This window comes from Flavobacterium sp. MAHUQ-57 (genome assembly GCF_051908335.1).
Classification (GTDB): Bacteria; Bacteroidota; Bacteroidia; order Flavobacteriales; family Flavobacteriaceae; genus Flavobacterium.
Genome location: NZ_JBPZTE010000007.1, coordinates 117,094 through 140,399, shown reverse-complemented (window position 1 = coordinate 140,399; position 23,306 = coordinate 117,094). Strand labels below are relative to the sequence as shown.

General features: G+C 35.5%; 32 protein-coding genes. 6 read left to right on the top strand and 26 right to left on the bottom strand.

The features are described 5' to 3' along the window. The first annotated feature begins 44 nt into the window (after positions 1-44). Positions 45-923: an OmpA family protein gene (locus tag ACS8MM_RS08595; RefSeq protein WP_379715313.1), complete on the top strand. Its 879-nt coding sequence runs from the start codon at positions 45-47 to the stop codon at positions 921-923. 14 nt (positions 924-937) lie between these two features. Here ACS8MM_RS08595 and ACS8MM_RS08590 read toward each other — a convergent pair whose 3' ends face one another. Beyond that, positions 938-1,147, bottom strand: coding sequence for a hypothetical protein (locus ACS8MM_RS08590; RefSeq protein ID WP_379715310.1), 210 nt, complete (start codon positions 1,145-1,147; stop codon positions 938-940). A 124-nt stretch (positions 1,148-1,271) separates the two neighbouring features. Between ACS8MM_RS08590 and ACS8MM_RS08585 the strand changes: the two genes are divergently transcribed. The 3 genes from ACS8MM_RS08585 to ACS8MM_RS08575 all read left to right on the top strand — a co-directional run bounded on the left by ACS8MM_RS08585 (position 1,272) and on the right by ACS8MM_RS08575 (position 4,172). After that, positions 1,272-2,450 (top strand): AIR synthase related protein, encoded by a 1,179-nt coding sequence (locus tag ACS8MM_RS08585; protein WP_379715307.1) that lies wholly within the window; start codon positions 1,272-1,274, stop codon positions 2,448-2,450. Positions 2,451-2,459: 9 nt separating this feature from the next. Further along, complete coding sequence (locus ACS8MM_RS08580; protein WP_379715304.1) at positions 2,460-3,044, top strand: Crp/Fnr family transcriptional regulator; 585 nt, start codon at positions 2,460-2,462, stop codon at positions 3,042-3,044. Between the two features lie 90 nt (positions 3,045-3,134). Beyond that, a complete protein-coding gene (locus tag ACS8MM_RS08575; protein ID WP_379715301.1) occupies positions 3,135-4,172 on the top strand; it encodes an L-dopachrome tautomerase-related protein in 1,038 nt (345 codons plus the stop codon). Between the two features lie 19 nt (positions 4,173-4,191). Here ACS8MM_RS08575 and ACS8MM_RS08570 read toward each other — a convergent pair whose 3' ends face one another. Next, complete coding sequence (locus ACS8MM_RS08570) at positions 4,192-4,593, bottom strand: hypothetical protein (protein ID WP_379715298.1); 402 nt, start codon at positions 4,591-4,593, stop codon at positions 4,192-4,194. 220 nt (positions 4,594-4,813) lie between these two features. Between ACS8MM_RS08570 and ACS8MM_RS08565 the strand changes: the two genes are divergently transcribed. Both ACS8MM_RS08565 and ACS8MM_RS08560 read left to right on the top strand, forming a co-directional pair. After that, a complete protein-coding gene (locus tag ACS8MM_RS08565) occupies positions 4,814-5,170 on the top strand; it encodes a hypothetical protein (protein ID WP_379715295.1) in 357 nt (118 codons plus the stop codon). 6 nt (positions 5,171-5,176) lie between these two features. Continuing rightward, positions 5,177-5,617: a hypothetical protein gene (locus tag ACS8MM_RS08560; protein ID WP_379715293.1), complete on the top strand. Its 441-nt coding sequence runs from the start codon at positions 5,177-5,179 to the stop codon at positions 5,615-5,617. A gap of 49 nt (positions 5,618-5,666) precedes the next feature. On the opposite strand, the gene ACS8MM_RS08555 is transcribed toward ACS8MM_RS08560, so the two are convergent. From ACS8MM_RS08555 to ACS8MM_RS08440, 24 genes are all read right to left on the bottom strand, one after another. After that, positions 5,667-6,764: a peptidylprolyl isomerase gene (locus tag ACS8MM_RS08555; RefSeq protein ID WP_379715290.1), complete on the bottom strand. Its 1,098-nt coding sequence runs from the start codon at positions 6,762-6,764 to the stop codon at positions 5,667-5,669. A 21-nt stretch (positions 6,765-6,785) separates the two neighbouring features. Then, entirely contained in the window at positions 6,786-7,364 is a 579-nt protein-coding gene (gldI, locus tag ACS8MM_RS08550) for a gliding motility-associated peptidyl-prolyl isomerase GldI (protein ID WP_379715287.1), read from the bottom strand. Further along, a complete protein-coding gene (locus ACS8MM_RS08545) occupies positions 7,361-8,383 on the bottom strand; it encodes a DHH family phosphoesterase (RefSeq protein WP_379715284.1) in 1,023 nt (340 codons plus the stop codon). The genes gldI and ACS8MM_RS08545 overlap by 4 nt, the downstream gene beginning before the upstream one ends. Before the next feature lie 67 nt (positions 8,384-8,450). Next, positions 8,451-8,978, bottom strand: a complete 528-nt coding sequence (locus ACS8MM_RS08540; RefSeq protein ID WP_379715281.1) for a hypothetical protein — start codon at positions 8,976-8,978, stop codon at positions 8,451-8,453. 79 nt (positions 8,979-9,057) lie between these two features. Further along, on the bottom strand, positions 9,058-9,537 hold the full coding sequence (locus tag ACS8MM_RS08535; protein ID WP_379715278.1) for an MlaD family protein: 480 nt from the start codon (positions 9,535-9,537) through the stop codon (positions 9,058-9,060). A 32-nt stretch (positions 9,538-9,569) separates the two neighbouring features. After that, on the bottom strand, positions 9,570-10,046 hold the full coding sequence (locus ACS8MM_RS08530; RefSeq protein ID WP_379715275.1) for a hypothetical protein: 477 nt from the start codon (positions 10,044-10,046) through the stop codon (positions 9,570-9,572). A 27-nt stretch (positions 10,047-10,073) separates the two neighbouring features. Continuing rightward, positions 10,074-10,835 carry a hypothetical protein gene (locus ACS8MM_RS08525; protein WP_379715272.1) on the bottom strand — a complete coding sequence of 254 codons (762 nt, stop codon included), beginning with the start codon at positions 10,833-10,835 and terminating at the stop codon, positions 10,074-10,076. Between the two features lie 36 nt (positions 10,836-10,871). Continuing rightward, positions 10,872-11,615, bottom strand: coding sequence for a hypothetical protein (locus tag ACS8MM_RS08520; protein ID WP_379715269.1), 744 nt, complete (start codon positions 11,613-11,615; stop codon positions 10,872-10,874). Positions 11,616-11,997: 382 nt separating this feature from the next. Continuing rightward, on the bottom strand, positions 11,998-12,591 hold the full coding sequence (locus tag ACS8MM_RS08515) for a CHAP domain-containing protein (RefSeq protein WP_379715266.1): 594 nt from the start codon (positions 12,589-12,591) through the stop codon (positions 11,998-12,000). A 71-nt stretch (positions 12,592-12,662) separates the two neighbouring features. Beyond that, complete coding sequence (locus tag ACS8MM_RS08510) at positions 12,663-13,157, bottom strand: hypothetical protein (RefSeq protein WP_379715263.1); 495 nt, start codon at positions 13,155-13,157, stop codon at positions 12,663-12,665. Between the two features lie 126 nt (positions 13,158-13,283). Continuing rightward, on the bottom strand, positions 13,284-13,922 hold the full coding sequence (locus ACS8MM_RS08505; protein WP_379715260.1) for a hypothetical protein: 639 nt from the start codon (positions 13,920-13,922) through the stop codon (positions 13,284-13,286). Positions 13,923-14,158: 236 nt separating this feature from the next. Further along, entirely contained in the window at positions 14,159-14,704 is a 546-nt protein-coding gene (locus ACS8MM_RS08500) for a hypothetical protein (protein WP_379715258.1), read from the bottom strand. 172 nt (positions 14,705-14,876) lie between these two features. After that, positions 14,877-15,269, bottom strand: coding sequence for an RDD family protein (locus ACS8MM_RS08495; protein ID WP_379715255.1), 393 nt, complete (start codon positions 15,267-15,269; stop codon positions 14,877-14,879). 116 nt (positions 15,270-15,385) lie between these two features. After that, on the bottom strand, positions 15,386-15,946 hold the full coding sequence (locus tag ACS8MM_RS08490; RefSeq protein WP_379715252.1) for a hypothetical protein: 561 nt from the start codon (positions 15,944-15,946) through the stop codon (positions 15,386-15,388). A gap of 157 nt (positions 15,947-16,103) precedes the next feature. Beyond that, positions 16,104-16,448, bottom strand: a complete 345-nt coding sequence (locus ACS8MM_RS08485) for a hypothetical protein (protein WP_379715249.1) — start codon at positions 16,446-16,448, stop codon at positions 16,104-16,106. Positions 16,449-17,012: 564 nt separating this feature from the next. Next, on the bottom strand, positions 17,013-17,432 hold the full coding sequence (locus ACS8MM_RS08480) for a hypothetical protein (protein ID WP_379715246.1): 420 nt from the start codon (positions 17,430-17,432) through the stop codon (positions 17,013-17,015). Positions 17,433-17,786: 354 nt separating this feature from the next. Then, positions 17,787-18,542, bottom strand: coding sequence for a hypothetical protein (locus tag ACS8MM_RS08475; RefSeq protein WP_379715244.1), 756 nt, complete (start codon positions 18,540-18,542; stop codon positions 17,787-17,789). 155 nt (positions 18,543-18,697) lie between these two features. Then, positions 18,698-19,381 carry a hypothetical protein gene (locus tag ACS8MM_RS08470; protein ID WP_379715242.1) on the bottom strand — a complete coding sequence of 228 codons (684 nt, stop codon included), beginning with the start codon at positions 19,379-19,381 and terminating at the stop codon, positions 18,698-18,700. Between the two features lie 149 nt (positions 19,382-19,530). Further along, on the bottom strand, positions 19,531-19,938 hold the full coding sequence (locus tag ACS8MM_RS08465) for a hypothetical protein (protein WP_379715240.1): 408 nt from the start codon (positions 19,936-19,938) through the stop codon (positions 19,531-19,533). A 186-nt stretch (positions 19,939-20,124) separates the two neighbouring features. Then, positions 20,125-20,670: a hypothetical protein gene (locus ACS8MM_RS08460; protein ID WP_379715238.1), complete on the bottom strand. Its 546-nt coding sequence runs from the start codon at positions 20,668-20,670 to the stop codon at positions 20,125-20,127. Between the two features lie 154 nt (positions 20,671-20,824). After that, on the bottom strand, positions 20,825-21,517 hold the full coding sequence (locus ACS8MM_RS08455; protein ID WP_379715236.1) for a hypothetical protein: 693 nt from the start codon (positions 21,515-21,517) through the stop codon (positions 20,825-20,827). 804 nt (positions 21,518-22,321) lie between these two features. Then, positions 22,322-22,516 carry a hypothetical protein gene (locus ACS8MM_RS08450; RefSeq protein WP_379715234.1) on the bottom strand — a complete coding sequence of 65 codons (195 nt, stop codon included), beginning with the start codon at positions 22,514-22,516 and terminating at the stop codon, positions 22,322-22,324. Between the two features lie 45 nt (positions 22,517-22,561). After that, on the bottom strand, positions 22,562-22,819 hold the full coding sequence (locus ACS8MM_RS08445; RefSeq protein ID WP_379715232.1) for a hypothetical protein: 258 nt from the start codon (positions 22,817-22,819) through the stop codon (positions 22,562-22,564). A 283-nt stretch (positions 22,820-23,102) separates the two neighbouring features. Beyond that, on the bottom strand, positions 23,103-23,306 hold a 204-nt coding region (locus ACS8MM_RS08440), incomplete at its 5' end, for a hypothetical protein (protein ID WP_379715230.1).

The window sequence follows — 23,306 nt, the reverse complement described above, 5'->3', positions numbered from 1 at the left end:
CCGTCAGAATCGCATTCTGACGGTTTTTTGTTTATATTCGTTTCATGAAGAAGTGGTTAATTCTAATGGTGTTACATCTGACGACGCTTGGCTCAAACGCTCAAGATCGCTTTTCAGTGTATTTCGATAGTAATAAACATACATTAAATGTAACGCAAACCGAAGCGTTGCTCAATTGGATGAATCAGAATAAGGAAAGTAAGATTCTTTCCATGTATGGCTTTACCGATGAAGATGGCTCAACGCAATATAACGATACGCTAGCTTCAAAAAGAGTGAATGCGGTTTTGAAAGTGATCAACGGTAAAATCAAAATTAGAGAGGATTTTCAAAAAATAAGTTTCGGCGAAAACTTTGCCCAATCCACTAAAAAAGAGGAAAATCGAAAGGTTATTATCTATTTTCTCCAAGCCAAAGACTTGCATAAAGAAGAGGAAATTCTCGGTCAAAAAGCAAAAGGATATACTACTAAAACAGTCACTTTCCCCGAAAAAGTCATTATTACCAACCCGAACGGCAGCCAATCGGAATTCAAACTGGATATTGATTTCATGAAAACGCTCTACCAGGCACCCAAAGGACAAAAACTGAAACTGAATAACCTGAATTTTGTGCTGAATACTTTCGCAGTGACCAACGACTCAAGAGGAAAACTTTACGAAATCCTTCTGGTAATGCAACAAAATCCCAACATGAAAATTGATATTCAAGGACATGTGTGTTGTGTGAAATCAGACAAACAGGACTTATCAACGCAAAGGGCTAAAGCGGTTTATAAGTTTTTGGAAATGAATGAAATCAACAAAGCACGAATGAGCTACCGTGGCTTCGGAAGTACTCAACCGCTACACGCTTTGCCCGAAAAATCAGAAGAAGAACGCGCTGCCAACCGCCGCGTCGAAATCGAAATCATCGAAAACTGACCTTTGCTAAGATCTTAGTTTTTTTGCTGAGTGAATAGTGCCGCTTGTACAGTCTCAGTTGCTGCTTGTGGAGCCAATAGTACCGCTTGTGGAGTCTCAGTTGCTGCTTGTGGAGCCAATAGTACCGCTTGTACAGCCTCATTTGTCTGTTGTGGAGTGAATAGTGCCGCTTGTGAAGCCTCAGTAGCCTGTTGTAGAAGGAATAGTATTTGTTGTGGAGCCACTAACAATAAACCATTAACAATAAACTATTAACAGTAAACCACAAACCACAAATAATTCATAACTCATAACTCATAATTCATAACTCATTACTATCTTTGCACCACAACAACTACAACAAAAATAATGAGTTCAGATACTTCTAAAAGGTATGCACTTCGTGGCGTTTCTGCTGCTAAGGAAGATGTGCACAATGCAATCAAAAACATCGATAAAGGTTTATTTCCAAAAGCTTTCTGTAAAATTGTCCCTGATTATTTAACCAATGATGCTGATTATTGTTTAATCATGCACGCCGATGGTGCGGGTACAAAATCGTCTTTGGCGTATATGTACTGGAAAGAAACCGGTGACTTATCCGTTTGGAAAGGGATTGCACAAGACGCTTTAATCATGAATATTGACGATTTATTATGCGTGGGTGCCGTTGATAATATCATGCTCTCTTCCACTATCGGAAGAAATAAAAACCTAATCCCAGGTGAAGTGCTTTCTGCCATCATCAATGGAACGGAAGAATTAATCGAAGAATTAAAGTCTTTCGGTGTTACCATCAATTCTACTGGTGGCGAAACAGCCGATGTCGGTGACTTGGTTCGTACCATCATCGTTGATTCTACTGTTACAGCAAGAATGAAACGTAAAGATGTAGTGGATAATGCAAACATCCAAGCGGGTGATGTAATTGTTGGATTGGCTTCTTATGGCCAAGCGAAATACGAGAAATCATACAACGGTGGCATGGGTAGCAACGGATTGACTTCTGCCCGTCATGATGTTTTTGCGAAATACTTGGCAGAAAAGTACCCGGAAAGTTATGATGCTTCGGTACCTAATGAGTTGGTGTATTCCGGAAACGTAAAGTTAACCGATGCTGTGGAGGGATCTCCTATCGATGCCGGTCAATTAGTGTTGTCGCCAACAAGAACGTATGCGCCTATCATCAAAAAGATTTTAGAACAATATACACCTCAAGATATTCACGGAATGGTGCATTGCAGTGGAGGTGCGCAAACCAAAGTATTGCATTTCGTAGACAACGTACATGTAATCAAAGATAATTTATTCCCTGTGCCGCCATTATTTAAACTGATCCAGGAACAATCCAAAACCGATTGGAAGGAAATGTACCAAGTGTTCAACTGTGGTCACCGCATGGAAGTGTATGTTCCTGCCGAAATTGCCAATGCTATTATCGCCATTTCCGAATCTTTCGGCGTGGATGCGCAAATTGTCGGTAGAGTGGAGGCATCAGCATCTAAAAAACTGACCATTACATCCGAATACGGTGTTTTTGAATATTAATACTCCGTTGTGTTGATACCTGATCAAGTTGCTCTTTCCTTTAGAAAGCATTTGGAAGCACTCATCTCATTAACTGATGAGGAGTTGGAATATATACTGTCTTTTTTTGAATACAAGGAACTGAAAAAATACCAGTTCCTGGTTCAAAAAGGAGGGAAGTCTGATTTCTCGTTCTGGATTTATGAAGGATTGACGAAATCGTTCTTCACCGATGCTTCGGGAAAAGAACATATCGTTCAGTTTGCCTTGGAAGATTGGTGGATAAGTGATTATGAAGCGTATTTCAATCAACAAAATGCGGCTCTCGATATCGATTGTATGGAAAACACAAAGATGCTTTGCCTGTCCTACAAAAACCGGGAAAAGTTATGCTCCGAAATGCATAAAATGGAACACTTTTTCCGCAAGAAAGCCAATAGTGGTTACATCGCTCTCCAAAAAAGATTGCTCAACAGCTATACCAATAACACTAAGGAACGCTACGAATTGTTATTGAAGCAATATCCAACGCTCTTTCAACGTGTCCCTAAAACATTTATCGCTTCTTATCTTGGGGTTTCCCGAGAGACTTTAAGTAGATTGCAGAATTCCTAATGTGACATACCTCACAATGAAGAAGTGATCTAACGCAGCTTGTACTGTTTTTTTAGTTCGGAATTTTGTATGAACTAAAAAAATAAAACAATGAATACAGTAAAAACTAACTTCTTCCTTTGCTTAATTTCTCTGGCTGCCTTCGCGCAGGAAATTCCTAAATCCAAATTAAAGATAGTTGCCGAAAGTCAGTTCCAATGGACTGGAATTGCCATCTCGAAAACGAATAGGGTATTTGTCAATTTCCCTCGATGGTCTAAAGAAAATCCAATGGCTGTTGCCGAAATAATCGATGGTAAATCCATTCCTTATCCGAATGTGAAATGGAATACATACGATAAGAAGGGTAGCAACCAATTCATTTGTGTGCAAAGTATGTGGATCGACAAACAAAATCAGCTTTGGGTATTGGATACCGGTTATGTCTTGGAAGAAGATAAAACAAATGCGGCCACGCTGTATGTTTTTGATCTTTTACAGAATAAATTAAAAACAAGCTATACCATTCCTGCCGAAAGTATAACTGCCAGAAGCTACCTGAATGATTTTCGGGTGGATGAAAAACATCATAAGGTATATTTCACGGATTCCAGATTGGGCGGATTGGTGATTTTTGATCTGATGACGCAGACTACAAAACGAATCTTGTCCAATCATTTTTCAACATTAGCCGAATTACCACAAATTGTAGTGGAAGGCTATGAAAGAAAAAGGGCCGTACACTCTGACGGAATCGAATTGGATAAAAATCAGAAGTATCTCTACTATTGCGCATTAACAGGTGAAAATGTGTATCGAATTCCTGTGAAGGCCATTCTGGATGAAAACAATAACGATATTGCTTTAGGTTTAAAAGTGGAGAAGTTTGCCAAAACAGGTCCAAACGACGGCATACTTTTCGATAAAAAAGGAACATTGTACTTGAGCAGTCTGGAAAAGAACGCTATTTCGATTGCCGACAAGAAAGGGAAATGTAAGATGCTAATTGCTGATGCGTTGATTCAATGGCCGGATTCGTTTGCTTTGAATAAAGAAGGAGATGTGTTCTTTACAACTTCTCAAATTCATCTTCCGAAAGATAAAAGAGGAACGTACAAAATAATGAAGCTGGCCTCCACTCTAAAATAAAGCGTTTTTGAGTAGTAATTTAAAAGCTTATGGTCAATGTTACTGCCGGCTGATTACCTGATGCTAAATCGGGAGTAAGATAGTGCTGGTTTCGGACAGCAAAGGTTGCTTCGGTAGCCTTTTTTTTGTTTTTATGAGCAGCTACAAAGAGTGGAATAGTGCTAAATACCATACCGCCTCCAATATACGAGAGTGTTAAGCCTGTATTGTTGTATGAACCGGAATTCATAAAGTTGTCGCTGAAATCTAAAGCAATGCCTCCCGCAATACCTCCAACACCCAAACCTAGTAAAACCCAAGCTGCAGTCGCATTGGTTCTTTTTTTCTGAAAATAGTATTCACTTGAGTGACCATTTTGAGTTTGACTGTACGAAACTGAGAGCATCAAAAATGCGATCAGGAAAAGGATTGTGTTTTTCATAACTGGAATATTAGGTTAAAAATTGACTTTAAAAAACTAACATTCAATGGGATATTAAAGTTACGAATTATTCTTGTAAGCAGTTCTCATTTGAATTAGTAATGGAAATAATCAGAAGAAATGTAAAAGAGCTCTAATTCAATAGGAATTTGCTACATTTGAATTCAGAAGTAAAGGGTGAAAACGCAACGGAATAACAATAACGAAGTAAGGATTAATTATGTACGAACTGCTTTTTTGGAAATATATCGATGAGGTTTACCTGAACCATCAGGAAGTGTATGAGGCCTTGATAGAAAAGGAATCGGTTGAAGGATTGGAAGAATTGCCTGTTCAGGTAATTTTGAACCGAATTACCAATGCTTTTGCGCAATGGGAAAAAGTGGACGAATTCAGTTTTAAAAATACCAAAGGAGTAGGAGCGTTCCACATTATCACTACTCCACAAAGTATTCAAATCAACTGTTATGGTACCGAAGGCAAAACCATGAATACATTGTGCGATATCATGACCGAATTCAAATGCCCGCTGTATGACCCACAAGTACCCGCTCGTTATGATGAATTTGAAGAATAATAGCATATGAAGATAAATCCAAAAACCGGAATAGATCAGTTAATTTTCGGGATGAAACAAAAAGACGTAAAAGCGTTATATGGCAATCCTGATCAACAATACGAAGACGAAGACAGCAACATCATTTACCTCTATAATGATAAAAAAATGCGCTTAACCTTTTATGAAGACGAAGATTTTCGCTTCGGTTATGTAATTACATCACATCCGGATGCCGAATTGTTTTCTGAAAAAATCATAGGAAAGCCTTGGCAGGAAATTGAAAAGCTATTGAACGATAAGAACATCAAATCATTGGAGAAGGAAAACTTCGATTCTGTGGATAATTATTTCAACGAAAGCAACTGGATGATCTTTCAAGTAGAATACAATGAAGTAATCCGTTTTGAATTAGGTGCCGTTTTTAATGAAAAAGCCGATGAGTTCGATTGGAAATTCAAAGGTTAAGAAATAAACTACAATAAAAAACCCCGGATATTCCGGGGTTTTATTTTTATTACTTAGTTGCTGCAGGAGCACTTTCTAATAGTTCCAATTCGAAAATTAAGTTAGCATTTGGAGGAATTACTCCGCCAGCTCCTTGTGCACCGTATCCTAAATTAGAAGGAATGAACAATAAAGCTTTGTCGCCTAAGTTCATTTTCTCTAAACCTTCCAAGAAACCTGGAATCAAACCATCTTTTCTTCCAGCTTGGAAAGGGAATGGTTGATACGCTTTAGCAGCTTGTCGGTTTAGATCTAGTTTGCCATTTTCTGCAGCTACGTTTTCATAACTGGTATCAAATAAAGTTCCATCTTCAAAATAACCCGCATAATGAACATATACTGTAGAACCATCAGCTGGTTTTTTACCTGAACCTTTGGTTATTATACTGTATACTAATCCTGATTCCGATTTTGTACCCGATGCTTTAGCTTGTGCAAAATAAGCTAGTTTGTCTGCTTTTGCTTTCGCTAGTTTTGCTTCGATTTCTTTCTGTTCAGCAGCTTGTTTTGCTACACTTTCTTTAAAGATTTTACCAGCATCAAATTTTTTCGCTTTAGATCCTTTACGGATGATCGTGATTTTTTTAATAACATCTTCTTGAGCGATAAGATTTACGATATCCTGACCTTTGATAACATGTCCGAAAACAGTATGCTTACCATCCAACCAAGGTGTTTCTTTGTGTGTAATGAAAAATTGTGAACCATTGGTACCAGGTCCAGCATTGGCCATAGATAAAATACCAGGACCGGTATGTTTTAAATCGGCAACAATTTCATCTTTGAATTTATATCCGGGACCGCCGCTTCCATTTCCGTCAGGATCTCCACCTTGAATCATGAAATTAGGAATCACACGGTGAAACTTTAATCCGTCGTAAAATGGTTTACCACTGAATTTTTCGTTTACCATTGGATTTTTCCCTTCAGCCAAAGAAACAAAGTTGGCTACAGTGATAGGCGTTTTCTCAAACTCCAATTGTACCATGATTTTTCCTTTGTTGGTTTCAATTTCTGCATACAACCCTTCAGGTAATTGGTCTCCTCCAGAATTACATGAGAATAATAAGGCAATTAAACTTAAAAATAGACTAGTCATTCGATTCATTTTAGTTAATAATTATAATAGTTATTCAATTGTTGTTTTAGGTTTGGCTACCGAATCCATTTTAATATCATTCAAAGTAACGGTATAAATCAAAGGTTGGTTGGTACCCACTTTCTTTTCATCGCCATGATAACCAAAAGCCATATGGGAAGGAAATAAGAAACGTACAGTTTCTCCTTTTTTCATCAATTTGATACCATGACGCAATCCCATAATGATATTTTGCTTATCTACCACATACTTTTGCGGTTTCAATTCTTCTTGTGTATAAATGATATTGCCTTTTAAATCTTTGATTTCATAATCAAAATAAGCAATTTCACCTTTTTCCGGCATATCTGTGGATACTTCGTTTTTAGTCAAATAGGTATACCAATAACCTTTAGTTGAAGCAATATAATCAACTGCCGTATCTTTTTTGATGATGGCCGCAATGATGCTCTCTTCGCCTTGGTTTAATTTCTTATTGCGTTCTATAGACTGTTTCATAAATTCTCCGCCAGTGTGCGAAATAGGTCTTCTGGCTTCTTGTTTCTGACTACAGCAAGTAACCAAATTCATGCCAAGCAATAAAGAGCCTACGATTTTTACCAACTTCATACTGTTACTTTTTTAATTTCTTTTACAATTGTTATAAAACGTGCAACGGTTTCTTCCATGCTCACTGTTGATTTTCCTCCTGCTGCATTGATATGTCCGCCTCCGTTAAAATAGTTTCGAGCAAATTGATTGACATCAAAATTCCCTTGCGAACGGAAGGATATCTTGATAATGCCTTCCGATTTATTTTCGATAAAGATAGCTGTAAAATTGATTCCAGCAATGCTTAAACCATAATTAACAAAACCTTCGGTATCACCTTTTTGATAATGATGTGCATCGAGTTCTGCTTGTGTCAGTGTAATGTAGGAAGTTTGAAACTCTGGAAGTAACTGCATGTTTTGTAACGCTTTACCCAAGAGTTGCATACGGTCGTAAGTACTGGTGTCAAATAAATTGTTGTGAATTTCTGCATTTCGGATGCCACGATCAATCAAATCTGCAGCTACTTGGTGCGTCGTACTTGAAGTACAGGAAAAACGGAAAGAACCGGTGTCTGTAACTAGTCCGGTATACAAACAAGTGCCTACAGTTTCATTGATTAGGTTTTGTAAACCCAGTTGATGGATGAAATGATACACCATCTCACAGGTAGAGCTCATTTTAGTATCCGAATACATATATTGAGCATAACTGTCCGGTAATTGATGATGGTCAATCATAACGAATGTTTTGTTCTCTAATTGTTCCAGGAAAGCGGCCATAAATTCGCCGGTACGGTGAAAAGCATTGAAATCCAATGTAAAGATTAATTCGGCTTCCTCCAACTTGGGTTCGCAGGCTTCGTGATTTTCTTCGAAACACAAAATATTTTCAGAGCCCGGTAACCAAGCCAGATAATCAGGGAATACATTCGGTGAAATTACAGTTACGTCATGTTGTAACTGTAGTAAGAAGTTATACAATCCCAGCGTAGAGCCCATTGAGTCTCCATCTTGATTTCGGTGGGGTATAATTGCTATTTTTTTGGGCGAAGACAATAACTGTTTAATCGCTTCAATCTCATGTGCGTTCATCATCTTGCGAAAATACAATTTTAGTTGCTAAGTTTCAAAATTGAAAAGCGGATTCCAAATGAATTGCTGATTACAACGGATCGGCAGTAACCTTGAAAGTCATATCGCTTTGCACATCAACTTTTTGCATTAAAGTTTCCTTGGTGGTAACTTGAACCCTTAGTTTATAACTATCCGCTTTGATGTATTTGTCCAATTTTGCCGAAGTACATGTCAAGTTAATGGTATTGGTAACCACATTAATATTGTCTAGATAGGCCAGTTCAATTTCATCGCTTCCGTCAGTGGAAATGTAAATATGTATGGCTTTTAAAAAGCTAAATGTTTTATCGGACGGATTCGTAATCGTCAATTTTAATTGCTTCAGTTTGACATCTTTTACCAGATTGGCGTTGGTATTGTTGTTGTTAAATTCAGCCGACGAATTAGTGGTAACATCTGGTGTGGGAACGTCAAAAGGGGAATTGAACGGCAAACCAGTATTGATTGAAAATGTAGTTTGGTCGTGCACTTCAAAAGTAAGTAAGCGATCAAGGACATCACACGATACAATTAGAAAAGAAAGCAATACGCTTAGATACAGTAGTTTAGTTTTCATGTTGAGATAAATTGGGTGCCTCAAAAATATAAAATTTTGCGAAAGTTGGAATAATAATTTTATGGTGTTTGATAATTCTTTAATGCTGTTTTCTTTTCTCCAGATTGTCATTCAAACGACGTAACTCTTTTAAAATGGAATCGTTTTTTTCTTTTCCGCTTATTTGTTGTAATGCGTTTTTGAGATGAACCGATAAAGAATCACTAAAAAAGGTTTCTTTTTCGGTTTCCAAAACTACTGTGCTTTTTCCATCGAGCATTTCACTTTTGGTTCCCAAGGTTACCGTAATGACTTTGTCGGACAATAGTCCTTGATTTTCAGCGGTAAACTTGGAGTCAACAGGGAGTTGTATCTCAGAGTTTAAAGTGGCATGAATAAGAACATGACCATATGAGTCCAATTGGAGGGTTTCAACTTCTCCAATTTCAATACCACTGACTTTCAATTTGGTTTCATTAGTAATGCCTTCCGCATTGTGGGTCGTCAAAATTAAGGTTTTGGATTGGGTACACGAAAAAAGGGTGAATCCCAAGATCATAAAAAATAGATTTTTCCTCATTGTTTTTTAGTTAAATAGCTACAGTAACCCATTTATTTTGTGTTCTTTTTTTTCCATTCGATGATTGTATCATTGGGTAAATCGTACTCGTATAGTTTTCGTTGTATACTGTCAATATAAACCCAACCGTCAGAAACAAAACGTTTGTTGGTATAGCCTTCATCATACACATCCTGTCCAATATTGAATAGCATATATCGAGTACCATCTTTGTCTATGGTTTGATCATACAGCCATTCTATAGAGTCGTTGTTTTTTAGCGCCATTCGAATTAATTTCTTCTCAGAATGCTTAATGTAATCGGCAATTAAAGTGTCATACCAATGCATTGTTGGTGCAGTAGCAGTAGGCTGTTTTTCCAAATCTGTTACTAAAGAATCCGCTAAAGGAATATTTGAATTTTCGGTTGCTTCTCGCTCGTTTGTAGATGGACGACACGATATAAGAATGCACAATTGTAGTACTGCTAAAGGTTTCAATAGAAGGCTTGGGTAGATTGTTCTCTTCATGATGAAATATAGATTGAGTCACTTTTGCTAATTTCGCAAGAGTGTTCCGTCTTGGGTTAAAATAATTTGTCCTTTTTTTTCTACTTCCAAGGTGATATCCGGACTATCTTCGGTGCCAATTATATTTCGGTATACATTGTACTTGTAGTCGCCACTTGTGAACACAATAACATGATTCCCACCGCTTCCTTGTATGTCCATTACACCATTGGTTAAAATAATATCGGGTTTTGAGGATTCTGCATTGCCTTTTTTCCAAGAAGCATAACGGTAGGTGTCATACGACAATTGATCTATCCGAATCAGATAATTTTTGGTGGTTATTTTGTATACTGGTGTTTCGAATTTTCGTAAGGAAGGATACAACTTGTTTTTGTCCGCCGCAATCAATTTTGTCCGCCACTTTTTTTCAAAGTCGCTTTGATAATTCACAGTTGTTATCCTACTTCCATCACTTTCAAACCAAACGGAACCGTTATTCAACATAATGCCTCGCCAACCCACTTCCGACCATTGGTCCATTTTGGATTGAGCAATCGTTTTGATTAAAGCAGCATCAAAAACCTCATGAAATCGTTTTTTGAATTCTTGCTTGTTTTTAATGCTTGGAATCGGATATTCTCTTCGCAACGGATAATTGACCATTCCCGCAATTTTATCAATGTTCTGTTGTTGAAATAGCTTTTTTATAGTAAGAATGTTGGCCTTCTGGTATTGGTCCAATTGTTCATCTTGTGCATGGCTCCACTGAAAAATTAGTAGCAGCAATACCAATAATCTGAATTTCATAGTTTGCATTGGTGTTAAAAGGTAAAGGTAACGAAATTAAGAAGCTGTAGTTTTTCCATAGTAAAAATTCAGATAATTCTTCTTCCAATAGTACTCAATAAAATCCCATTTTTTTTCAAATTCTGGGATATACTTGGTATAGGGAAGTGTCTGTACTAATTTGGGTTCACTGTCTTTCGTGTTGGTTATCTTGTAGACTTCGATAACCTGTGGTTCGGTTTTGGTGTCGAAATCACATCCTTTTCCATTGATATAACCATAATTGATTTGTTCGTTGCCTTCAATTTTACAGAGATAACTTTCCCAATCCATATCACTGCAGCCTACTGGGCTATAGGAATAATAAAAATCAGTTCCTTGTATCTTCTGAATAGCAAGATCGCAATTTTGTAGCAATTGATAGTTTTTGTCCTTTGGGTGAAAAAGAAAATTATCACACTGATTGGGTGTGTTACTGAAAAAAGACACTCGGATGTCTTTGTACCCATCCTCATTGATGTCTAGAAATTCAGCATCGAAATAATAGTCTTGGGGTTCAATTAGGGTATCGCCTTTTTGAGAAAGTAAACAATGAAAATGATTGTTGTCATTTAGAACACGTATGTACTTTTGCCCATTGAATGAAACGGTATCTTGATGTAGTTCTAGTGGTTCCTTTTGAACGGTTCTTCTACTGTCGATTGGTTTTTTGTCTGAGCTATCGGCCTCTTTTTTGGCATTGACCGAAGGTTGGCATGCAGAAGCTATACTGAGTACTATCGTAATTATGATGAAACGCATAGAGAATTCCGTTTTTCGTTGTAGGCAATGCATCTTTTTTATACTATTGATTGTTTAAGAAAGCAGCAAACATAATGCCCAAAATATCAATACAAACAAATGAATGAAGAAGGAGGTTTTGACGGGCTTTTTAAAAACAAAATACAGGACGCCGTTTACAATCAAAAGAAGTACATTCATGATTACTAAAAGGAACAAGGAAAAAACGTCAAGATTGGGTGCGCACGGACCCGATTTGAATTTTCCTGAACCATGAATAAGCGCAATTAACACTGCGGATAGTACGTAAAAAAGAAGGGTCTTATAACTGTTTTTGGTTTCTGGATTGGTCATACAATGAAAATGAAATCAATTGCTACTTGTTCGTTGGAAGTGTTGTTATTCAATTTTTTCGAAGCCAGCCTAAAATTCGAGCGTTTTCGATCTTCCATTTGCCATTGGTCTGTCCAAGTTGAAAATGTTCTCTGGATTTACTGAATGGCCCCGGGTTTTGCTGTATGATTTCGATTGTATCTTCTGTCACATCGGAAACAATTGCTACATGTCCGTAGCGATTAAGTAGTGTCCCTTCGAAAATAAGTAGATCACCCATTTTGGGCTGACTTTGGCTCGAATTGGTATACTGTGTTAAATTGCGTAGCTTATTGTGTTGTCCATCCAGTAGTGTCTCATCAAAAAAATCTTTCGCATGGCCATAACTGTCCGGCATTTTATGGTTGTAATGTTCGTAATAGTATCGCTTTACAAATTCAACACATTGGTATTTCAAACCTAGGTTATAACCATCTTTGGCAAGATTCCGCTCGGATACATGGTCAACTCCACCATTATAATAGACCACAATACCGTTCAGACTGTCTAGTTGTTGTCCAATGGAAAATTCGGGATTGCAATTGTATTTTTTAACGGCACTAATTCCCAAAAAGAGTAACGGAAAAAAGACTATAATTGGGTATTTCCAACGCTTGATGTTCAATTTGTTGTTGTTTTAGGTTCTAACTCAATAGTGAAATAAGGAAGCGTTAAATTGGCTTCCAATGCCATTATTTATTTGTTTAGTAAATACAATTCTTCTAAAAATTGAATTTTTTGAGCTTCTTCCCAACTGTTGGTATATACTAATAAGTTTAGGAAATTGGCCTTAACCGAACCAAATAAAAATACATTGTCGGCCTTTCCATCATTATACTTCCAAATAATATATTCCGATTTGGCATTCTCTTTTAGTTGAGTGACTGGATGACTTTTACCAATGTAATCTGTATCCCATTTATAAAACGCGGTCACACTTTTAAAATCAGAATCGTTTTTTTGATAAAACGGATAGGCTTTTTTAGGGTTTTGAGCGATGGCTATAATAACACCACTGTCATTTTTTAAATAGGTCTGACCCGAGTCGTTCATCGTATTCAATTGTTGCCATTTACCCGGAATTTTAACCTCTCCTGTATTGGTTTTTAAACTGGAAAAAGTACCTTCCTGACTGAAAATAAGGTTGGGAAGAACAAAAAGTACTGCAAGTACTAAGTTTCGAATAGACATAGATTTGTTTTTTTTAGTTGAAAGTGAGTGTCTTTAGGCTGCTTCTTGTTTTGAATTTGAAACCATCTGAACAGAGCAAATATAAGAATTAACTGAAAGTGCCAACGAATAATAGTTATTTGTAAACTATTCCAAATTCTTAGAATCGTTTGTAGGATCGATTTTGACCCATTTTTTGTCCGTCCAGGCATACTGTTCAGGATAAGGAACTATTCTTGCTTTAGGAAAATAATCGGAGGAATCCGGCGGATTCGTAATGAGCACTCGACTGTTCTTTTTAAATCGGTAACCCACAGCCGATGGCAATCCGTTATAAACCATTCCGGTTTTCATATCCACAATAGCACTACTTTGACAAGGAGAACCACAACCCCAAGAAACCAAACAATACTTCCCTGCGAAATTAACCCCCAGTTCATTTACACCATGCGTTATTGCAGTAATGTATCTTTTTTTGAATTCAGAAGAATCGAAGTTCAATTTTCTTGGCGGTTTAACAGCTTGTAGTTCTACTTCAAATGGTGTTGCATCCAATTGTGAATGAAATCGATATAGGGTATCTGTCGATTGCTCCGATTGAAGAATCAATAAGTTATTGTCTTTGTAGAGTGTGTCTTCAGGTACAATTATTGTCGTTTTTTTTGTAGCCGATTTCGGTACCGGGTTTTGCTCATCAATCGTGTTCGATGGCTTGTTGTTACAAGACGTCGCAAGAAAGGAAAGCAATAATAGCAATAAACCGACGGTAAAGTAAATTCTTTTCATTTTTACGAATGCATTTTGAGGTAATTTAATAGCTAATATCTTTAATTGTTGAGGTGCGCGCACAAATCGATTATTACTGTTCATCTTCCAATCTTTCAACGAATGAAATAAAAGGCTAACAGTTATTTCTAACGGTTGTGTTATTTCCAAGCTTAGCCGCGATTAATTCGATGATATCATTCGCTGCATTATGGTGTTGCTCTGTAATTTGCATAGAATTGGTCTTGTTTTTTATTTTAGTCATACATTTCCCCGTCCTGAACAAGATTGAATTGCTCTGGGAACAAAATACGATCTTTATTGGAACGGTTGATTTTCTCTATTAAGCCTTCAATCAAGTAGTGGGCTTTGAATGTCGTGTCATTCTCCAGTTCCAAAGTCATAAATGGTTTTCCAATGAGTTTTTCGTCTGTATCGTCAATTGCTTGTACAATATCAAAGTTGTATTTTGTGTCTATATTGTTGTCCCAATACACGATGAGCTTCTCATTTTGAAGCTGATAAGGGTACATAAGCCAACATTCTGGTGAATACGAAATGCTTAAAGTGTCTTTACTTTGAAAGTGAAGTGCAAGGGAAAAATTCTCCTTTTGTTTATCAACCCAAATAGAGTAGGTGCTGTCTTGAACTACTTCAGAAATACGGTTGAATGTCATTCTTTTTTGCAATGTATCAGTAGGTAGTGCACTCGAAGTACGCAGTACATCCTTTTGTTCTTTGCTATTTTGGTGGCAACTTGTGAAGCAAACCAGTAGCACAAAAAAGGGAAACGATGCTCTCATATTGTTTTTCTAAATTGATAGTTATGTACAGCCGGCAAGTAATTATTGTAGCTGAGGAAAATAGTGAATACTGCGGTAAGATTATTTTGCAATCCCACACCTGCAATACACATAGACTAAAGAAAACCGACTTTTTTGCATAAATGAGCTGCTTTGAAACAAAGTAAAGGAGTTACGGCTTTAGTTTAACCATTACACTTCCACTCAGATAATCATGAATGGTTCTCCTTTTTGTATTCCCGAAAACGGTGATAAAAGACAACCAACCCAGTGAAAATTTCAATACAAACCGAACAACTGCCTGAAAGAAATGAATCCTTTTGGAATGATCGGAGTTCCTTCTTACTCGAATTTCCATTTTGTCATTGCCAAAAGTGGCGCCCAATGTAGTAGCTATGGGTTCGTAGAGTAGTATAGCTGAAAATAATAGTACTCGTATGTAATTGTCAATGTTTTCAAATGAATCCAAAATTTCAGAACAAAAATACATGAACGCAATGACCAGTAAGGTGTCAATGGTTGTCGATTTTATTCTGTCGAGGATACTTGGGTATTCTTTTTCCATAATAGGGTTGGTAAAGTTTGGGTATAAGTTTTTGTAATGTGTCGCAAATTTACAATAGAATTGATTTGCTAATGGGATAAAATTTCCAGTAAGATAAAATTTTTATCAAATCGTTTTTAAACTTGTTGGGTTGTTCCAGAATAATCTCCCGAGTCTATTGCTAAGAAGACTCGAATGGAATACCCACATACTAGAAGTAAATAAGCAATCTTTTCCTCTTCTGTCATAGGGTGTAAAACATAAACGGAATGGTACAATACATCAGCAAAATAAACCAAGCCAAATAGGTTTTTTTGTTTCTCTTTCACTAATTGACCGTCAATGGTTAGCAATACCTTGTTGTCCTTGTCAGTTACCTCAAATCGTTGTTGTAAGGTAGCTCTTGTAAAGAAAAAAGTTTCATTGTCCATTTCAATTGTTGCACAGCGATGAAAAGGATTTTGCGTCACAATCGATACACGACCCATAGGAGAATTGCGTAAGGCTAACAAAATTCCTTTATTACTGTTGTGAATAGAAAATTCGTTGTCATTTAGTATCGCCTTCCCGGAAATGTAGTTTGAAAAAAAAGAATTTGATTTACAAGTCAACCTGTTGACTAAATTAGAAAAACGATCGTTTACCTCCACATTCCAACTGTTGTAGCCTACAGTTAACTCAAAGTCTTGATAAGTCATAACTTAGTAGTCTTGTACATTTTCTAAGGATTTATATATACCAGTTGCATTCTATGGAACAAATGGGGTGTGCTAAAGATAAAATTTCTTGCGAAAAATAAACTTGAATTTACTACAAAATTTACCATCTTGCTGAAAGCAGTTTACTCTACGTTTTTTATTTTATGTGATTAGTTATTCTTTCCAGTAACACTTCCAATTCCACTTCTTTGTCAACTTTTCCATTTCTTTCAAAGTCAAATATTTCCAATACCGAGGTTAGCGATTCCATTTTCCACGCATCTTTTTCTATGCATAATGTTTTCAAAAAGTTATCTATATTTTCAAATGTTAGTTTAGAATTTATTTGGAGTTTCAATTCTGAAACAAACTCACTTGGTTCGGTTAAATTTTCCGTTGGCCAATCTCTAATCGCTTCTAATAAATTTTCTGCAACAACTTTCATATTACTTTCAGTTGCAACATTTTCTATAGTGGTAATTAATTCTTCGGAAGTGATCATTTTCTCGTTTTAAGCTTTCGTGTTGTAAGTTACCGCTATCTTTCCGTAGTGGCTGCGTGAACGTTTATTTCTGGCTAAAATAAGATTTTCCTTCTGAAAAAACGAACGTGTGTTTATTGATTTGTAGCTATTGAGGTAAATCAAGATAGCGCGGATTTGTAATCCGTGCCAGTTCCGGCAAAGAATGTAAATTATAAAGATATAAAAAGTTCAGTAGTAAAACCCCGCAATTGCACAGTTACTGTTTTGAAGTTGCTTCTGTGACTAAAGATAGCGGACACGGATTGCAAATCCGAGCTATCGGGTATTAATACTGCGCCAAAAATTATGTACTCTTTCATGCTTACGTTGTTGTGAGGAAAGCTTGCATATAAAATCAGCCTGCGAAACTACCTCACAAACTCCATCAAATATACCAAAATACTCCCTTTAAAAAGAAAAGCATCTTGTTAATGGAATAGTTTGTAAAATACAACCTCCTTTACATAGCTGTAAAAGAGTTTTACTAGGATGCTTTTTTGAAGTTATTTTGAAAATAGAGGAGTTGCGCAACAGTTAACACTGTTAATGGCAGTTTATTTTTAATATTCGGTCGGAATAATCATTGTAATAACTGTCTGAAATATCATCACTTTTTTTAAGTTTATTTACATCTGTAAAATTGGCATGTACTTCATAACCAATACAACAAATTTCAAGTCCGTTGTTTTTGTCCGCAGTGTATTTTCCTGGCTTAAATTCGATTTTGTCTATCCAAAAAGAATTTGGAGAATGACCACCTTGACCACAAAATGCATCCAAAGTTATATCAATATCCATTTTTTTACCGAGATGAGTCCAAATTAGATGAAAATTTGAAACAGGAAATACTCTTGAAAGTGTAGCCGTAAAATAGTAAGAGGATTCAGAATATGAAGCTTCTAATCCTCTACCGTCCTTAACAAAGATTTCGATTTTGTCGTTGGTTAGACTATCGCATGTCATTACGATTCCTTTTTGGTTATAGAGTCGAAAATTGTATTTCGGTTTATAGGAATCTTGTGCAATTGTCTTATGAATAAAAAAAAATAGTAAAAAAAATGGAATCAATATATTTCGTTCATTTCTCATGTCTTCTGTTTTAATTACCGCTAACATCAGCCCGCAAAACTACCTCGCAAACCCTTTCCAAATATAACCAAAATACTTCCTTTATAAAGAAAAGCATCTTGTTAATGGAATAGTTTGTAAAATACAACCTCCTTTACATAGTTGTAAAAGAGTTTTACTAGGATGCTTTTTTGGAATTATTTTGAAAATAGAGGAGTTGCGCAACAGTTACCGTTGTTAGTCGTAGTTTTATTGAGGGAAATATCTTTTACAAAATATTTTTAATATGTATTCTATCTTTTCTTTAGGTTCAGTTATTTTCTGTAATGTACTATTATCAATTTCTATATTTAAATAGTGGTCAAAAAATAATTTTAAATCGAAATTAGGTGAAGCATTCAAAAAAAGCATTATTTGTGATGTTAAAATGTATTCTAATGCTGTTTTCGTGTCTTTTATTCTCAATTGAGTTGATTTTTGTTTTTGTATAAAATTTTCAAATCCTTGAAAGATGTTTCTCGTTTTTATTATTTCTTCATACAGGATGGAGTTATCATTTATAATCTCTAAAGGTGATAGTTCTCTTAATGCAGAAGTAAAAGATTTATAGGGGGCAGTATTTTTTAAAGATATTTTTTCCGCTACGTGCATTCCGTAACAAGTTGCCAAATTTAAATGTAAATTATTTTTGCTAATCTTATTGATTTCTACTAGGTAATTTTCTAAATCGGTCCATTTGAGAGTTTCTAAGTTTGAAAAATGTATTTCTTCATTTCCTCCGTGAGCTTCAATATGTAAAATTGTTTCATATTCATCGGATATATTTTCTTGAAGAATATTCAAAGCTTTCAAAAAATCTTTTCTTGATTCTACAAAATGATATTCAGATTTGATTTCATGATTGAAAAACGTAATATATCTAGTTATTATATCATCATAAAGTTCTTTACCTGTCAATTTTTCGCCAGCAGGTATGCTTTCTATTATAAATATTCTATTAATCATCTTTTGTAGTAAAATTTAAGCTAAAGTTTTACAGCTTGGTGAAGTGGCGGATTTTGAATTGTTTACTTTCAATTTAGACTGAACTTCATTTGAAAGCCTGATGTTCAAATTTGCGCTAAACCAGCCATTTTGCTAAACAACTGTTAGTTAGTGTGTTAATAATCTCTTGCGTAGTGGTTTTTAATGTATTCTCTATCTTTTGAATCACATAATTCTATTAATCCTTCAAGTAAATATTCGTATTCAGGATTATTATCAAAGTTTTTGCCTAACCAATAATTCTCAATCGCTGATTTATGTTTTGTTTTTTCATATTCTTCAATCCATTTAGAGTCAGCTTGGTGAAATCTATGCTTATATTTAATTTCTATTGGAGCAATAATAAAATTTGTTTTATCCCAAAACATATTTTTTAACATTGTTCTACTATCAAAGTTATCTAAAGCTAAAAATATGCAACACAAACGACTTGGAAGATTATTGTCAATTTCTCTTCTCACTCTTTCAAATTCTATTTCAAGCTCAGAAATTCTTGCAAATTTTTTAAGTTTTTCTTTAGAATAATATTGTGCATTCTCTATGCCAAGTCCTACTTTTAGTCCATTTCTTGACCAATTTGTTATTGTTAAATTAAGAAAACGTGGTGAAGAAAAGCCTATTTGAGTTGCGTCAAGTTCACTTAATAAATTGTCTAGGTTAATGGTATATATTGGATATTCAGTTTTGTAGGTTATATAATGAAACATTGCAGGTGAAGCCAAGTGATTACTCCGAATAAAATTTTCACAGACTAAAATGTAATCTAAATCTATATGATATATGAAGTTTTCGTTGGTCATAAATATAGTAGCTAACGTCCCGCCACTTGGCGAGGTTGGGGATTAAAGATGCGAGATTTTTCCATTGTGCACAAATTATACAAGTACAAAACCATTTTTAAACTTACCCAAATACCCAAATCTCGTGTAACAGCTTTTACCAGCAGATTTTATTCGTACATTAATTTTTCTAAGTATTCATCTTTTTTGTTTTTCCATTCTGCATCTTGATTGTCTTCGGGGATTTCAAACATCTTTAAAATTCTGTCGATTTCAATTTTTTTTCTTTTAAAATATTCAGTAGCGATTTCTATTTCGCTAAAGAATTCTGTGTGAAACATTAGTCCATAAATTCCAAGTGTAATAGCAAAAGGAATAGTTCCAGCATTGGCTTCAATCGTTATTCTTGCGCCTTTTATATTCTCTTGATCATTGAATATTTTACCACCTTCAGAACCTTTCTTTCCAATTGAATTTCCATTGTTATATTTGATCCAATTTTCGGTTAATTCGATTTCGACATTCAGAAATTTATCTGATGTTGATTTTCGGAATATTTTTTTAATGAATTCTTTCACTTTAGTTTTTCAAAAAGGCTACTAACATTCCCACGCTTGTCGTCAGTTGCGAACTTCGGAACTGATTATTTTCGGTTAAATTATAAATTTATTGCGAAACGTAAACTTGAATTTACCACAAAATTCGCACACGAGCGCAGCGACTGCCTAAGGAATCTTGCCAAACGACTGTTAGGCGACGTTTTTTTAATGTCTGTAAATGAAATTATCATTTTCGTCCACCAAATCATGAAATTGATGTTCACAATGTCTTACATAATCAACAACTTCTACCCATTTAGGGATTTTTCTTTTTGGGATTACACCAAAATAACCTTCTTTATTTTCAAGTAATACATAATCTTCATAAATTTCTTTTACTTGAATCTTTTGTCTAAAAGTTGTTGAATGAAAAACTAAATCTTCGCCAACTATAGGTTTTTCATTATTGCCAATAGATTTTATTTTATAAAGGCGAATGTTTTTATTTTCTCTATCTATTAAGATATTATCATTTTGTAATTTGTAATCAACCTTATTAAGATGCGAATAAATTATATTCTCATTTTCAAATGTTTTCTCAATCGAATTTTCAATTATTCGGTTTTGAACCTCCCAAAATAAATTAGAATTAATAGATTTTAGAACACCATTTTCTTGAATACCATTTTCAACGTTTTCCAACTCTACAATAATTCCAAAATTTGTGATACTATCTGAGTTTATAACTCTAAATTTTATTTCTGAATCCATGTTTTTTAAAATGATGCCTAACGTCCCGCCACTTGGCAAGGTTGGGGATTAAAGATGCGAGATTTTCGGTTAAAAACTGAACTCAAAGATACAAAACAAACTTTAAATTAAGCCAAGGAACCGCATAGCGCAAAACCTGTGTTAGCGGTAGTATTTATTTAAGATTAATTACTTTTGATAATTTTATTCTTTTTGATTTTATTTCCTCTTTGAATTGAAATATTTCGATTTGATTATTCTTAATATTTATTGAATCAATTATGTTGTCAAAATGTCCAACACCTCTTTTCCAATTTTCAGGAATCATTATTGTGTCATTTTTTTGGGAATCAATGTCAAATATTCTTAATTTTCTATTTCCGTTAGAATATTCTGTGCTACAAATACACAAATCTTTATTGTCGGTTGCATAATTGAAATAGCTAATATTTGGATAATATAAAACATCAAACCAAAATGGTTTGTCTTTTTCAATATTATAAATTATTGCGTATCTGCAATTTGTTCCACAACTATTAACTAATCCAAATGAATTATTTGTAGTCCATTCAATTTTGGCGTCAAATGGCGTTTGAAATTCAATCAATTCATCACCAATTAATAATGATTTATGTCTAATTTTATTTTTTCCCCATTCTGCATATATTTTCTTGTAATTGTCTTCAGAAGTTGAATATATTTTCAAAAACTTTTTGTCAGTTGTAATTGTATCTAACCAAACAGCAATTTCTTTCTCTTTTTTTTCGATATTGAGTTTAGTAACTGATGCGGATTTTCCAGATTGCTCATTTTTTATATTGCAACCTGTAAAAACAAGTAATATTGCTATTAAGATTCTGTTTTTCATAATATTACCGCTAACGTTTTCGGGCTTTGCGTTCGGGCGGGTTTCGGAGCGCAAAGTTTCATTTTATTACTAAAGTTCATTAGAAGCACAAAGCTCCAAGTTTGGACGTCAGCCCGCCTGACGCAAAACCCGTGTTAGCAGCAGTGTTCTTCATTCTGTTTGTGTATTGTCGGTCGTTTTATTTCGTAGTATGAATTTGTAGTACATGAAAATTATAATTGTCGAGATTACCCAATAATAAAGTGAAAAAGCAAGAAAGTAAACTAAAAACCAAACGAACCATATTCCAATATATTCAGCCCAATGGTCTGTCCAGTATTTTTCAATAAGTACCCAGTCATCAATTACAATCAAAATCCAATATACAAGAGTGAATAAGATTGCCAAGTATTTGAAAATCGTTCCTGCTTTTTTAAAACCTTGCCTCATTGGGTCCACTTATTATTCACTATACTTTTTGCTTGAATATTGATTTTGGCTGAGTAGTCAAACATTGCTGCTAACTCGTATATACCCGCTACTTTATAGCGCCTATACGTCTAATTTAGGGTGTATACCCGCTACAGAGTAGCGCTTTTCAAATATAGAGGAAATTTTTTAGGAATCGGCCAATACCCTTTATCTCTTAATGGTTTTTCACTATAGAAAGCTATGCCTCTCGAACCATCTTTATTAGAAAGACAAACTAACCTTCTTGAAGCAAAATGATACCTCGTGGTATTCTTATCGCAATTTCTACAATTACGCCCACAAACCACTACGTATTACTACTGGATTTTCACTCCCCCGATGGCTGAGGCTTGGTTACTGAGCCTGCCGAAGTATCATCGGTGGCTGAGGCACTCGAAGCCACAAACCCTCAGAGTTGTCCGTAATACCTTCATCGCAAGAGGCAAATCCAACAATCCAATAATCGAACAATCCAATAATCGAACAATCCAATAATCGAACAATCCAATAATCCAACAATCCAAATTTCAATTTTCCGCTCTGTTGCAAGGTTTTTTTATCCCTTTCTTTGAATAGTTGTTACTGTACGGTACATTATGGCTTCCACATTTTTTTTCTCGCAACTGCACTTTGCTTTCTTGCTCCTGCACTTTGCTTTCTTGCTCCTGCACTTTGCTTTCTTGCTCCTGCATTTTGCTTTCTCGCTCCTGCATTTTGTTTTCTCGCTCCTGCACTTTGCTTTCTTGCTCCTGCACTTTGCTTTTTCGCTTCCGCATTTTGCTTTCTTGCTTCCGCATTTTGCTTTTTCGCTTCCGCACTTTGCTTTTTTGCTTCCGCATTTTGCTTTTTCACTTCCGCACTTTGCTTTCTTGCTTCCGCACTTTGCTTTCTTGCTTCCGCATTTTGCTTTTTCGCTTCCGCACTTTGCTTTTTTGCTTCCGCATTTTGCTTTCTCGCTTCCGCACTCTACTTTTTAACTCCCATCACTCCCATACCGAAATCCCCAACCCGACCTTATAGCATACTCCGTTAAAAACAACGAAAGTACGCAGTGAGAGTGATCCGTGTAGTCGAGGAGGAACGACGAGCGGTTCGGGTCACGCAGCGCAGTACTGAGGTAGTTTTTAGGAGTAGACTATGCAGTCTTGACTTTTTGCTGTGTCTCGGCCTTAGACGAGATTTCTGCCTGTCTCGTCATCAGACGAGATGTCAAGGCAAAAGAAAAGAACATGAAAAATAATTTGTTTTTAGATTTTATTACGTCACCCCCTTCGGCCTCAGATTCGCAGGCGAGGTTCCAATCATTGAAGAATCCGTAAAAAGAAAAGCTGTTTGAGCC